Genomic DNA, 12,674 nt, shown 5'->3' on the forward strand with positions numbered 1-12,674 from the left:
GGGGTGAATCAGCGGTCTGCGCGCTGATATGCGGTGACGACGGCGGCGCCGCCGAGTCCGATGTTGTGCTGCAGGGCAGCGGTGACTCCGTTGACTTGGCGCTTGTCTGCCTGTCCACGGAGCTGCCAGGTGAGTTCGCTGCACTGAGCCAGGCCAGTGGCGCCGAGTGGGTGGCCTTTCGAGATGAGTCCGCCCGAGGGGTTGACCACCCATTTGCCGCCGTAGGTCGTGTCGCCGGCGTCGATGAGCTTGCCGGCATCACCTTCGGGGCACAGTCCCAGTGCCTCGTAGAGCAGCAGCTCATTGGCGGAGAAGCAGTCGTGCAGCTCGATGACCTGGAAGTCCTCCGGGCCGAGACCGGCTTGGTCGTAGACCTTGCGCGCGGCCTGGACGTTCATGTCATAGCCGATGAGGTTCTTGCAGCTGCCGTCGAAGGACGTTTGGTAGTCGGTCGTCATGGCTTGACCGACGATCTCCACCGCCTGCGCGGCGAGCCCGTGCTGGTCGACAAACGACTCCGATGCCAGGATGGCGGCACCGGAGCCGTCGGACGTGGGGGAGCACTGCAGCTTTGTGAGCGGCGAGTACACGGTGCGTGCGTTCAGGATGTCGTCGAGGGTGTACTCGTCCTGGAACTGCGCGTACGGATTGTTGACCGAGTGCTTGTGGTTCTTGTACCCGATTTTGGCGAAATGCTCTGCGGTGGAACCGTATTGCTGCATGTGCTCGCGACCTGCCGCGCCGAACATCCAGGGCGCCGGCGGGAAGAGAACCTCGGAGATCTCGGCTAAGGCCATGAGTTGCCTGGCCATGGGCTGCTCGCGGTCGTCCCACTTTGACTCCAGCGAACCCGGCTGCATCTTCTCGAAGCCGAGGGCCATCGTGCAGTGGGCGAGACCGCCCCGAATTGCCTGCGCCGCGAGATAGAGCGCGGTCGATCCGGTCGAACAATTGTTGTTCACATTGACCACCGGGATGCCGGTCATGCCGAGCTCGTAGAGCGCGCGCTGACCGGACGTCGATTCGCCGTAGACGTAGCCGACGTAGCCCTGCTCGACCTCGCGATAGTCGATGCCGGCGTCGGCGAGTGCCTTGGTACCGGACTCGCGTGCCATATCGGGGTAGTCCCATTGGCTGCCGTCTTCGTTCTTGCGGCGTCCAGGCTTCTCGAACTTCGTCATTCCGACGCCGATGACAAACACTCTTTCAGGCACTCTTGGCCCCCTTCTTGATACTGCAGGCATATGCAGTAGGCATATGCTGTAGGCACCCGCCAGCAGCTGGCGTCTGTCTACAATGCGCCCAGTAGGGATGGGTCGTCAATTGGGGATCCTCGTGATGCACGTCACAGTGGAGGTGTCATGGCGCAGGCGGATGAACGCGAGGACGCTCATCGGAGCGGGGGGACGTTGAATGAGCGCCGTGGATTGCGCCGAGCGGCGTTCATGTCAGCCGCGCTCGACCTCATTGGTGAGCAGGGGACTGCGGCCGTGACTATGCGAGCGTTGTGTCGCGAGACGGGTTTGGCTGACCGCTACTTCTACGAGAGCTTTGAGAGTCGCGACGAATTGCTTGTCAATCTCTATGTGCAGGTCGCCAAGGAGGTATCCGACGCAATCGCCAAGACTGCCGCGAAGGGCGACCCTGCAGCTTTTGCCCGTGCACTGGCGGAGACCATCGTCGACTTCGCGTTCGCGGATCCGCGTAAAGGCCGTCTTTTTATCGTGGAATCACTCAGTGATCCCGCGCTTCGGGCCATCACTCTTGCGACCATTCCCACGTTCACCAAGCTGATCCGTACAACACTGCCGCGGACTGGCCGGCCTAGCGAGCGTGCGATTGTGAGCATTGGCCTGTTTGGTGCGATCGGGGCAATCTTCCTCGCCTGGCAATCCGGCAATTTCGAGGCGACGCGGGACGAACTTGTCACCGACTGCGAGCGCCTGACGCTGCGGATCATGGCAGTCGACTAATCCGCTGGTTAGGAACATGACGGCTTGTCGGGAAATGGCCAACATGTAGCTTGGAGCCATGGCAGCGCAGAATCCATCACCGGCTGGTCGTCGAATTCGAGGCCTCGATGCGGACGAGCGGCGCAAGCAGCGCCGCAACGATCTCCTCGATGCAGCATTGGACCTATTCGCCCGTCAGGGGTACCTCAACACGTCGATCGAGCAGATCTGCCAGGCGGCCTATGTGGGCACGAAGAGCTTCTACGAGGTCTTCGAAAACCGAGAAGCTGTCTATGTCGCGTTGCTACAGCGAAGTGGCGTGCACATCGCGGCAATCATGGCGTCTGCGCTGGAAAATGCGCCTACTGACCAAGTCTCCGGTGTGTTGGCGCTAACTGAGACGTTCGCGCACGCGTTCGTTGACGATGTCCGTCTGGCGAAGGTGGCCTTCGGCGAAGGCAGCGCCGCGACGCCCGGCGCGGAGCGTCAGCGTCGTCTGAACCGGCGCTGGACCGCGGTATTCATCGAGAGCATCTGGCGGCGATACGGGGTTGTCTCCACGACCAGTGTTCCTGGCGTTGCGAACGGAGTTGCCGGCGGAATGGTCGACATCGTCGCCGACTGGACGCTCGATGCCGACCCCTCCGACGAGACAGCGGTGGTCAGCCTGGTCCGTGATCTGCATAACTTCTTCATGGCGGTGACCTATGGGCTTTTGTCCGTGGAGATGCGAGTGTCAGAACCGCTCTGACCAGGCACTGAGCGCCCGAGCAGATACTCCGAAGGTTATCCGACTGGCGTTCCTGCTACGGAAACGTATGCTTGTTCATAACATGAAGTCCTGCTCTACTGGGATCCGTCAACGGCGACCCCAGGAGACTCTTATGCGCTCGACACTTGTAGCAACCGCGCTCACCGCCCTTGCGACGGCCGGCATTCTCGCCGCCGTCGCACCATCCGCCTCAGCCGCGGGTACTACGGGATACAACGACTGGACATGCAAACCCAGCGCAGAGCACCCCGAGCCGGTCGTGCTGCTCCATGGCCTCGGTGCCAACGATTCGTCGACCTACGCCACCCTCGCGCCGACCCTCGCCGCGGCCGGCTACTGCGTGTACTCCCAGACCTACGGCACGACCAACTTTGGACCGACCGTCGGCGGCCTCGCAAAAATAGAAACCAGCGCTGGCCAAGTCAGCAGCTTCGTCGACAAGGTCCTCTCGTCCACAGGTGCCCGCAAGGTCGACATCGTGGGCCACTCCGAAGGTACCGAGGTCACCGCGTATTACCTGAAGTTCCTTGACGGCGCCGCCAAGGTAAAGAACTTTGTCGCGTTAGGCCCTGGATACCATGGCTCAACCGCGCAAGGCATCCTCACCCTCGCCAACGAAACGGGGATCACCCCGATCCTCGCCGCCGGTGGCTGCGAATCGTGCCAGGAATTCGCTCCCGACTCGACCTTCATCACCAACATGAACGCCGGCGGCGTCGCGGTGGCACGGCCGAAGTACACGAATATCGTGACCACGTTGGACGAGGTCATAACTCCGTACACCAGCGGAATCATCCCCGGCGCGAACGTCACCAACATCGTCCTGCAGGACGTGTGCCCCGCCGACAGCAGTGGACACCTCGGACTCACCTTCGACCCGAATGTCTTCAGCCTCGTGCTGAACGCCCTCGACCCCGCGCACGCGCGACCGATCACCTGCCAGCCCTTCCTCGGCGCCGGCGTCTAGGTCCATCGAACATTTCCGCACCACCGGCGCGCTATGAACGCCGGGCACACCAGATCGGACGTGGCTGAATTGCCCATCGACCCCTACTTGTCGACGATGCTCGACAACCTCGACGCCGCCGGCATGCTTACTCCCTTCAGCGGCGGCTCCGCCCAGCAGGCGCGGGACCGGTTCAAGGCTCTTTCGATGGCTCGACGAGTCGCCGGTTATGTCCCGGAGGAGGTCAGCGACGTTTCGGATCAGTCGGTGGAATCTCCGTCGGGGCCAATCCTCATCCGGGTATACACACCGGTGGAGGATCGCGGGCGAGTTGTCACCTATGCGCATGGCGGTGGATGGGTGGTTGGCGACCTCGACACCCATGACCCCCTCGCCCGCCGGATCGCCAATAGTCTCGGTGCGCGGGTCGTGTCGGTGAAATACCGGCTCGCACCCGAGTCCCCATTCCCCGCCGGTCTGGTAGATGTCTCGACGGTCCTGGCCTGGGCGTCGAAAACGTACCCGGACCGGAAACACATCGTCGCGGGCGACAGTGCCGGCGCGGCGTTATTGATCGGTGCCGCCATGCGGGCGCGCGATGGCGGCCCCCGGGTGGATGCGGCATTGCTGCTTTATCCGCCCGCCGACCCCACGATGTCGCACCCGTCGGTCCGCGAGAGCGGCGAAGGTTACTTCCTCACGGCGGGCGATCTGCGTTGGTTCCTCGATCAGCTCCTGCCCGAAGCATGGATGGTGCAGGCTCCCGAGATCGATCTGCTGCACGCGGACCTCACCGGATTTCCGCCGTCGGTGGTGGCGACCGCCGAGTTCGACCCGCTGCGTGACGAAGGATTGGCATTCGTTGAGCGGCTGTCATCGTTCGGTGTGGCCGTCGAGCATGTGCCTGGTCCAACGCTGATCCATGGTTTCGCCGCGTTCACGGCGGCAGTTCCTGCGGCCGAAAGCTCACTCCAGGAGGTCTTCAACGCCGTCGAGAAGATCCTTGTCGACTGTGCCAGCCGAAGCGGACTCGGCTGGTAGAACAGCCGGACTACTCCACATCCGAGAAGCCGGGCATGCTCGTTCGCCCGCGCTTGACGCGGTTCCTCTCGGTGCGCGCGACGAGATCGAAGAACGCGGCGTTGTCGCCACGCCACGGTGTTCCATAGGCCTTCGAGAGTGTGCGGGATACCGAGGTCGGGCGCTCGAGGCGGGACCCTCGAATGCCACGCGTGAGCGCTTCGAACTGCGCGGCATCGGCAATGTTGTAGGACACCCCGTAGGCGTCGCGAATCCAATCGGGAAGGCTGCCCTTGAGGATCAACTCGATCATCGATTTCGCCGGAAACAGAAGCAACGGCAACGGTGCACCGAAGCTCAGGTTGTACCCCATGACCTTGGCCTCTTCCGAAAGGCACAGGTCACCGCTGGTCATTCGCTGATTCCAGTACTCGACGAAATCGGGATAGGTGGCTGGTGCGGCATCGCCGGGCATTCCGAAGAGTTCGCCCCAACGCCGGTAGTCCGCCCAAAGCTGTTCCCGCTCAGCATCGCTGAGTTTCGCCACGAGCAATTCGTAGATGGTCAACGCCGATTCGAAGATGACGGCAACCGTCCACACCATCTCCTCATGTCCGAACGCCGCGTACGGAGTTCCCGCCTTCCACCGGCCGACGTCTTGGGGTAGCGCGCCGTGAACATTTTCGTGAAGTCGGTGCACGCGTGCGAGGGCGAAATCAGCTTCGGCCTTCGTGCCGAAGAAAATGGTTTCGAAGACGGTTCCGGTGTGGGCCATCCGGACGAAGAACCGTTTCCGGTCGAAGGTGTGCATTGCCGTGCCGGTGAAGTTTCGCGGGTCCATCACGCCGATCGTCATGGCACGCGACCCGTAAAGGAGCCCGACTGTGTGTTCGGACTGGACCCGCCGGATCATCGACCCTTCGGGGAAGTAGCCGTCATCGGCACCCACCGGCTCATCAGTTGCTTTGATTGCCGCGGCGATGTCCGTGACTCGGGACAAGCCGGAGCGGACGACGTCGCGGGCGATTCGAATACCGTCGAGCTTCATATTTCCCGCAATCCCTGTGGCGATCGGGTGGATGCCCTCAGGTCATCTTCGCGCAGGATGGCCCAGGTGGTCATGCATTGACGTAGTCATTTAGTACCGTCGCGACCATGGGTAAACGGCTATCGGCGACCGCGTTCTCCTTCGACGACATCCGAAGCGAGTTCGCGCTGCCGACGGGCTAGCCGCCCGCTGCGGTCGGCGAGGCGAAGAATGCTGTCGACCGCTACGCAGACGCGCGCAAAGACCGCACCGACATCCCTTTCGTCACGATCGACCCACCGGGTTCGATGGACCTGCACCACGGCTAACAGTGCATTTATTGCGCAGATCTGCGGTACACCCCGAACGACCAGCCGCAGCACATCGCTTACCTGGGCGTCGACCAGCAGGTACCCGAAGCGTTCTACCGCTTCAACGCCTAACGGCCTGATTCTCAACGGTCCGAGTTGCGTTCAGTTGCTACTCCGTGACGTTTCTCCAACGGCTGGGACCCTCCGGGGCACGCTGATGGCATGGACGATCCGGTTCCCGCAGGCGTCCGATTGAACGGTGGCCACTCCTCGCGCGCGACCAGAGATGGTCAGCTGAGCACTACGAAGGATGGCTGGATCGCCTTCTCGTCGCGGGGTTGCTGCAGCGATCGGCGGACGTAACTCTCGACCGGATTCGGGCCGGTGGTCGTTCAGTCACCGATCCCCGCGCGGCGCGCGCGAAGCGCGGCTTCCGTGCGAGTACCGACCCCGAGCTTGGGGAAGATTGACGACAGGTGGTTGCTGATCGTCTTTCGACTGACTGTGAGGCGATCGGCGATCGCCCCGGTCGGTAACCCGCTGGCGAGCAGTGCCAGCACTTCACGCTCGCGGGCGGAAAGACTCGGAAATGGGTAGTCCGCAGCGCGCGGACGCCGCCCGCTCGTACCAATGACTTGCCCCGCTATGCTGCCGCCGAACACAGCGTCGCCAGCAGCGACAGTCTCTATTGCGCGCACGACCTGTTTCTGGTCGGCGCCCTTAAGAAGGTAGCCGCGCGCTCCGGCCGCGAGCGCTTCGCGCACCGTCTCGTCGTCGTCGTGCATGGTGAGCATGAGAATGCCGACTTCCGGTGCGCGGCGCCTGATCTCTCGCGCTGCATGCAGTCCGCCGTGGTCCGGCATGGATACATCAAGGACTGCTACGTCTGGCTTTTCCACCACGGCGTTGCGGATAGCCTCGGCGTCGGTGGAGGCGGTTGCCACGACCTCGATGCCGTCGATGGACCCGAGCAGCGCGCACAGTCCCTCGCGCACCACGACATGGTCGTCGGCAAGCAGGACGCGGATCGTCATGAAGTCACCTCTACCGGAATCTCGGCCACGATTCGCCCGCCGATCTTTCCAGGGGCGGCGTCGAATCGCCCGCCGAGGTTGACAACTCGCTCCCGCATTGAGCGCAGTCCCACCCCGGGTGTCCACTCGGCGCCGCATCCTCCGTCATCTTGGACACAGACCGTGAGTCGGTTGTCGATCCTGGTGATCTCGACATCGACCCGTTCGGCAGCCGAGTGCCGCGCAACATTGTTGAGCGCCTCACTGACAACCCGGAAGATGGCGGTTTCAGCCACAGGTGACAGCTGCGGGAGGTCATCAGCGTCGATCACGATCATGAGTCTCGACCCGTCCGCACGCTGCGACATCGACACTGCGTGATGCTCGATCGCCCCGACGAGGCCGAGCTCCTCGACGCTGGTGGGCCGTAGTTGGTCCAGCAGAACCCGGACCTCGGAGATCGCCTCAGCTACCGTCTCGCGGATACTTGTCACGAGTAGGTGCGCGCGTTCGGGATCGCGGACGTGGAGGTTGTCCGCCGCGTCGGCGTGGAACGCAATGCCCGTGAGCAGCGGCCCCAGACCGTCATGCAGATCGTGTCGAAGTCGGCGCCGCTCGGCGGTGCGGGCGCGCGAAGCCTCCTCGGCCGATCGTTGGACTTCGGCGCTCAGGGTCGCGGTATGAATGGCAAGTGCGAGTGGCGAAGCAATCAATGCGAGCACCGATTGGTCGGCCGTTGAAAGTCGTCGTTGCCCGACCCGAACGCCGACGACGAGTTCGCCGAGGTGTGCGCCGGCATGCTCGAGCTGGATCGTTTCCACCAGCGATACCCGTTCACCACTGCTTGCCACCAACCCCGCTCGATCCCGAAGTTCGGCGTACGGCAACCTGAGCGCGGAACGGATCGGCACCAGCAGCTCCGCAGGTGTGGTGACCGTCGTCGAGATCTGCGCCGCAACCGAGCGCGCGGCCCGGACCGGGTCGGCTCGCTCGCCGTACAGCCGGGAATCGACCGCCCGTTGAAGCCGCATCCGGGCTGGATGAAATCCAGCCGCGACTATCACAGCCGCGGGTGCCGAAGCCGGGACCACTCCCGCGAGCACGGGTTCGGTGGCAGTGACGAGGGCAAAGTACGTGCCGAAAACCAGAGCGGTCAGGATTAGCCAGGCAACGGTGCGCGACCAGACCAAACGAATGTCGAGCACCTGATACCGCAGGACAGCGATGGTCATCGCCACCGGGATCAGACCGACAAACCCGAGTATGAAGATCGGAACGAGTGTGCCCGTCGATACTGCGGTCAGGTCAACGACGATCAGTCCCACCGCTACCGTCAGTGCCCAGAGGAGCCACAAGAGCTGACGCCGGACCTGCTCGTCGCCGCGGCGATAGCGAACGGCGATGACGGCGAAGATCAGGAAATAGTCCAGGAACTCGAGCGCCGGCGCGGCCCCGAAGTTCTCGAACGCAGAACTTGCCAGCCACGTCGGGGCGTGGATGTCCTGCCACCGCGGCACGCTGTCGAGCGGGTTGTTGCCGAGGCTGGCAAAGCGAAGCGCCTCGACGACGAAAGTGAGACACACAAAGACCACGGCAGGGCGCCACCGCGGGCTCGGTAGTCGACCATCGGGGAAAAACAGCACCGCGAGCGGCACGAACAGGAACTGACACGCGGTCCAGGTCGTGTATGTCGTCCCGAGCGTCCGTTGCAGCGCGAACGGCCAGCCGCGCTCGAAGGAGGCGTGAAGCAACGGAACCGACAGCGCGGACACAACGGTTGCCGCTCCCGCGCCGATCAGAAACCAGCCGAGCCGGTTACCCGCGCGGTGCCACGCAATCAGGAGTCCGCACGCGGCCGCGGGTACACCCAGCATCAAGTTGGGCACCTGGAAGGAATCGACGGCCGTTGCGCCATCGATCCCCGCGGCGAAGTCCCCGACGACGGCCGCCACGACAGCAACCACCAACAGGACCCCGGCACCGACGACGTGGCCCCGAAGCCTACGTCGCGAATCCATGAGTTGATCCTGCCTGATCTCGCTACCTAGATCACTAGGCAAATCAACCTAGATACCGCGGGCAACGTCCCGGCGGTATGGGTCGAACTGACCTTCTCTTTGTGATTCTCCGGCCGCGAGACTTCAGGAACTCGATCACATTCGATATCGAAAGGACCTTCTCATGAACCGCGCCAGTGGACTCATCGCCTCAGGTGGCTTGCTCCTGTCCGGCCTCGGCTTGTACAGCACGTTTACGACCCCACCGACCATGCCATTCATGATCATTGCGGCGTTCTCCCTCGCAATACTCGCCGCCGGGTGTTTCAGAGCTGGACGCAGCTATCTCCCGGTCGCCGTCGGCTTCGCGCTCGGCGTCCCCGCGCATATCGCCTGCATCTTCAATGACAACCTCCCGCCGGTACTGCTGTCTTTCTGGCTTCTAATCACTCTCGTTGGCCTGATCAGTACCGCCGCGCTTGTCCTTCGCGAGGACCGAGCCTCCGGGGCGGCGCGTTTCGTGCCGATTCTGGCCGCAGTGGCTTGTTTTGGCGTCCCGGCAGGTGCTGCGTCGGGTTCTGATACAGCCCATTTCGCGGCAATTGCCTTCTTGTCGCTGACCTTCGCCGCGTTGAGCCTCACGGTTGCATCAGAAGGCGCGCCATCCCGTCGACTCGCATGAAGCTGGGGCGAGGTCTCCCGATCCGCGTATCGACTATCGAGCCCACTCCAGAACCTCGCCCCCGACGAACCGAACCGCTGTGAGAAAAGGAGGGGAATCGCAATGACGGTACCTGTTCACGCTAAGTTCGCTGAACAGCCAACTCAGGGAACCGGTGGGCCGCCCATGACATCAGCACTCGTCGTCGTCGATCCATTGAACGACTTCGTATCTCGCCGCGGAAAGGGATGGCCGATGCTCCGCTATATGGCCAACGACGTCGGCCTGATCCCGAATATGCGAGCAGCCATCACTGCAGCCCGTGACCGCGGCATGCCCGTCGTCTACGCACCGCATCGAGGTGGAGGGGAACGGCGAACCTATCGGTATCCCACACCCAACCAAGACGTCATACGGCTGATCCGCTTCTTCGATGGCTTCGGTGGGCGATTTCACCCCGAGTTGGCCCCCGCGGCTGGAGACTTCGTCGCTTCCCTACACGAGGTATCGAGCGGATTCGGGGGTACCGACCTCGATGCGCACCTTCGATCGGTCGGGATCGAGGAGATCGTGATCTGTGGACTGCTCACCAACACCTGCGTCGAGTCCACTGCCCGCCACGGTGTCGACCTCGGCTATCACGTCACCGTGCTGACTGACGCCGTGGCAGCCTGGACACCAGCCGACCACGATGCTTCCGTCAATGGCTCCCTCCGACACGTTGTCCACAAGCTGATGACTACGACGGAATTCGTGTCATGAATGTCGTCAACCGGATGATGGACCGCTCCATGCGCGGCTTCATCGCCGCCCGGATGCGGCCCCACCTCCACTATGGGTCAGCCGATACGGCAGTCATATTGGTGGCACCGCAGTCCGACCTGCTCGCCGGTGATGTGTCGAACCTGACCAGGCTCGTCGGGGTGGCGCGAGACGCCGGCATCACCGTGATCTACGCGCCGATGGCGCAACCGGAGGGCGGTCGGCCAACGCTGACGCCGAGTCAGCAAGCGATTCTTGAGGCCGGCATCCTACGGGCGGGCACGCGCGGCGCTGATATTCATCCCGAACTCGCGGCCACTGAGGACGACATCGTCCTCGAGCCCTTCGCCGGACTTTCGGCCTTCACCAATCCGGAATTGTTCGCCGCTCTTGCGGCGTCCCAGCTTGGCCGGGTTATCGTCGCCGGCGCTCGGACAGACATCGAAGTCGATTCCACCGCACGGGACGCTCTCGAGGCTGGACTGCACACGACCGTCGTCAGCGACTGCTGTACGGGCTCCAACCCGGCCGCGCACCAGGCGACGGTCGGCACGACGCTCCCGAGACTCGTCCACGCTGTCCTCACGCTGGCTGATCTAGGTGATATGTCGACGCCCTCTCGGACCTGACGTGCCGTTGAAGGACGTCGCTAGCGCCATTTCGGCAACGCTGACCACCCGAGCGCACTTGTTCGCCGCGATCCTTCGGCGCCGGGGCGCGAAGGGCGAGGGAGGAGCTAAGTCGCCGCATCTGCCTCCAGCGGACGATGACTAGGGACGCCGTCAGATGCAACTATCATTTGTCGGACAGTCAGCGGCTACCTGCATGAGCTGATGCGCAGCGGACTAGCTGCGCGAAGGTCGACCGTCAGTGCCAGGAATGAAGTAGGCGGCCCAGTCTGCGTGAATGTCGCCCGTGTCCCACGGATGCGATGGGCTCATGGGTCAGGCAATCAGCACGCGTACGTCAGCGAATTAAGCGATGTTGTAGCGAGCGCGGACTCGACCAGCGTCCAGCCGTGCCCTTAACCGCCGGCGGCATGGGCTTCGGCTCTGGGCAGTGAACGGAAACCTAGTTTCTCGAGCCGGACGGTGGCGACGAGCGCTGTCGTGCGGTCCAACAGGTAGCACTTTCCGAAACCCGGGTAGTTCGGTACTCACGCGCCCCTGATCGGACCTGGCGACGATCGAAATGCAACTTCCGCCGCCCTGCGACAGATCGCCCGGGCGGTGCCTCCCCTGAGGTTGCGGACCCTAGCGTTGAGGGAAGTGAAGCGATGACAATCCTCGAAACACCGACAAACACAACTACTCTCGTCGACACAGGAGAGCTACATTCGGGGCCGGCGGCAGGGACCGCCACAATTTTCAGCGTTACCGCAGGTCAGAGGCGCGTCACGTACGCAGCCGTCGACGGCTTGGCCGTCTTCGAAGGCGATATCGTGCTTGGCGCACTCGAGGAGGTTCAAACCCCCGAAGACCTGGAGGGCATAGGTACCACCGGAACCCTGTGGCTAAACGCGACGATTCCGTTCGAGATCGACGACGCGCTCACCGATCAGCGGCGAGTCACCGATGCGATCGCGCACTGGCACGCCAACACGCATTTGCGTTTCACCCCACGTTCAGCACAAGCGGATTTCGTGCGGTTTGTACCAAGTGACGCGACCCGCTCAAGAGTCGGTCGGCAGGGCGGACGGCAAGACATCGAGGTGAGCGCCGACGCCCCGACGGGCAGTGTGATTCACGAGATGGGCCATACCATCGGTCTCTGGCACGAGCAAAGCCGTGAAGACAGAAACACGTTCATCGATGTCCGGTTCGACAACATTATTCCCGGCGAAGCTCACAACTTCGACCAGCACATCACCGACGGTGACGATATCGGTGCTTACGACTTCGGATCGATCATGCATTACCCGCGAAATGCGTTCAGCTCGAATGGGCAGGACACAATCGTGCCGCGCAAGGAACTGCCACCGGGTGTCGTGATGGGACAACGCAACGGCCTGTCTGCAGGCGACATCGCCGCCGTACGCGCGCTGTATCCTACGGGCCTGTGGCACCCGAACTCACCCGGCTTCGCCCACAGCATCCAGGTCGGATTCCGCACAAGCCTGACGAGCTGGGTCACCCCGACGGACAACGTGCAGCACATCGCGTATGTGGGGACTGATCAGAAGATTCAGGAGCTGTTCTTCCGGCTCGGCGGTG

12 protein-coding genes and 1 pseudogene are annotated in these 12,674 nt (G+C 63.0%); 9 read left to right on the forward strand and 4 right to left on the reverse strand.

Annotation, left to right across the window (positions count from 1 at the left end; genetic code table 11):
* Nucleotides 1-8: 8 nt before the first annotated feature.
* Complete coding sequence (locus tag F600_RS0115965) at nt 9-1,214, reverse strand: lipid-transfer protein (protein ID WP_026306591.1); 1,206 nt, start codon at nt 1,212-1,214, stop codon at nt 9-11.
* Nucleotides 1,215-1,361: 147 nt separating this feature from the next.
* Between F600_RS0115965 and F600_RS0115970 the strand changes: the two genes are divergently transcribed.
* The 4 genes from F600_RS0115970 (at nt 1,362) to F600_RS0115985 (ending at nt 4,711) form a co-directional block, all read left to right on the forward strand.
* Nucleotides 1,362-1,973, forward strand: a complete 612-nt coding sequence (locus F600_RS0115970; RefSeq protein WP_018161633.1) for a TetR/AcrR family transcriptional regulator — start codon at nt 1,362-1,364, stop codon at nt 1,971-1,973.
* Between the two features lie 58 nt (nt 1,974-2,031).
* Nucleotides 2,032-2,703 (forward strand): TetR/AcrR family transcriptional regulator, encoded by a 672-nt coding sequence (locus tag F600_RS0115975; protein WP_018161634.1) that lies wholly within the window; start codon nt 2,032-2,034, stop codon nt 2,701-2,703.
* A gap of 133 nt (nt 2,704-2,836) precedes the next feature.
* Entirely contained in the window at nt 2,837-3,691 is an 855-nt protein-coding gene (locus F600_RS0115980) for an esterase/lipase family protein (RefSeq protein WP_018161635.1), read from the forward strand.
* Nucleotides 3,692-3,751: 60 nt separating this feature from the next.
* A complete protein-coding gene (locus tag F600_RS0115985) occupies nt 3,752-4,711 on the forward strand; it encodes an alpha/beta hydrolase (protein WP_211220074.1) in 960 nt (319 codons plus the stop codon).
* Between the two features lie 10 nt (nt 4,712-4,721).
* On the opposite strand, the gene F600_RS0115990 is transcribed toward F600_RS0115985, so the two are convergent.
* Nucleotides 4,722-5,738, reverse strand: a complete 1,017-nt coding sequence (locus tag F600_RS0115990; protein ID WP_018161637.1) for an oxygenase MpaB family protein — start codon at nt 5,736-5,738, stop codon at nt 4,722-4,724.
* A gap of 107 nt (nt 5,739-5,845) precedes the next feature.
* On the opposite strand from F600_RS0115990, the pseudogene F600_RS32415 reads away from it, so the two are divergent.
* Nucleotides 5,846-6,034, forward strand: a pseudogene (locus F600_RS32415) (RNB domain-containing ribonuclease); the annotation flags it as partial.
* A gap of 386 nt (nt 6,035-6,420) precedes the next feature.
* On the opposite strand, the gene F600_RS0116000 reads toward F600_RS32415, so the two are convergent.
* Entirely contained in the window at nt 6,421-7,062 is a 642-nt protein-coding gene (locus F600_RS0116000) for a response regulator transcription factor (protein ID WP_018161639.1), read from the reverse strand.
* Complete coding sequence (locus tag F600_RS28630; protein ID WP_018161640.1) at nt 7,059-9,059, reverse strand: sensor histidine kinase; 2,001 nt, start codon at nt 9,057-9,059, stop codon at nt 7,059-7,061. Before F600_RS28630 ends, F600_RS0116000 begins: the two co-directional genes overlap by 4 nt.
* Before the next feature lie 163 nt (nt 9,060-9,222).
* On the opposite strand from F600_RS28630, the gene F600_RS0116010 reads away from it, so the two are divergent.
* From F600_RS0116010 to legP, 4 genes are all read left to right on the forward strand, one after another.
* Nucleotides 9,223-9,720 (forward strand): hypothetical protein, encoded by a 498-nt coding sequence (locus tag F600_RS0116010; protein ID WP_018161641.1) that lies wholly within the window; start codon nt 9,223-9,225, stop codon nt 9,718-9,720.
* A 165-nt stretch (nt 9,721-9,885) separates the two neighbouring features.
* Nucleotides 9,886-10,461, forward strand: coding sequence for a cysteine hydrolase family protein (locus F600_RS0116015; RefSeq protein WP_018161642.1), 576 nt, complete (start codon nt 9,886-9,888; stop codon nt 10,459-10,461).
* Nucleotides 10,458-11,090: a cysteine hydrolase family protein gene (locus F600_RS0116020; protein WP_018161643.1), complete on the forward strand. Its 633-nt coding sequence runs from the start codon at nt 10,458-10,460 to the stop codon at nt 11,088-11,090. Before F600_RS0116015 ends, F600_RS0116020 begins: the two co-directional genes overlap by 4 nt.
* A 647-nt stretch (nt 11,091-11,737) precedes the next feature.
* Nucleotides 11,738-12,674: Dot/Icm T4SS effector Zinc-dependent metalloprotease LegP (gene legP, locus F600_RS28635; RefSeq protein ID WP_211220075.1), on the forward strand; the 937-nt coding region annotated here is incomplete at its 3' end.

The sequence above is a fragment of the Smaragdicoccus niigatensis DSM 44881 = NBRC 103563 genome, assembly GCF_000380645.1.
Taxonomy (GTDB): domain Bacteria; phylum Actinomycetota; class Actinomycetes; order Mycobacteriales; family Mycobacteriaceae; genus Smaragdicoccus; species Smaragdicoccus niigatensis.

Coding starts and splice junctions, on each gene's coding strand:
- F600_RS0115970 (WP_018161633.1), top strand. CDS start 1,362: ATGGCGCAGGCGGATGAACGCGAGGACGCTCATCGGAGCGGGGGGACG.
- F600_RS0116010 (WP_018161641.1), top strand. CDS start 9,223: ATGAACCGCGCCAGTGGACTCATCGCCTCAGGTGGCTTGCTCCTGTCC.
- F600_RS28630 (WP_018161640.1), bottom strand. CDS start 9,059: ATGGATTCGCGACGTAGGCTTCGGGGCCACGTCGTCGGTGCCGGGGTC.
- F600_RS0116000 (WP_018161639.1), bottom strand. CDS start 7,062: ATGACGATCCGCGTCCTGCTTGCCGACGACCATGTCGTGGTGCGCGAG.
- F600_RS0116015 (WP_018161642.1), top strand. CDS start 9,886: ATGACATCAGCACTCGTCGTCGTCGATCCATTGAACGACTTCGTATCT.
- F600_RS0115975 (WP_018161634.1), top strand. CDS start 2,032: ATGGCAGCGCAGAATCCATCACCGGCTGGTCGTCGAATTCGAGGCCTC.
- F600_RS0115990 (WP_018161637.1), bottom strand. CDS start 5,738: ATGAAGCTCGACGGTATTCGAATCGCCCGCGACGTCGTCCGCTCCGGC.
- F600_RS0116020 (WP_018161643.1), top strand. CDS start 10,458: ATGAATGTCGTCAACCGGATGATGGACCGCTCCATGCGCGGCTTCATC.
- F600_RS0115980 (WP_018161635.1), top strand. CDS start 2,837: ATGCGCTCGACACTTGTAGCAACCGCGCTCACCGCCCTTGCGACGGCC.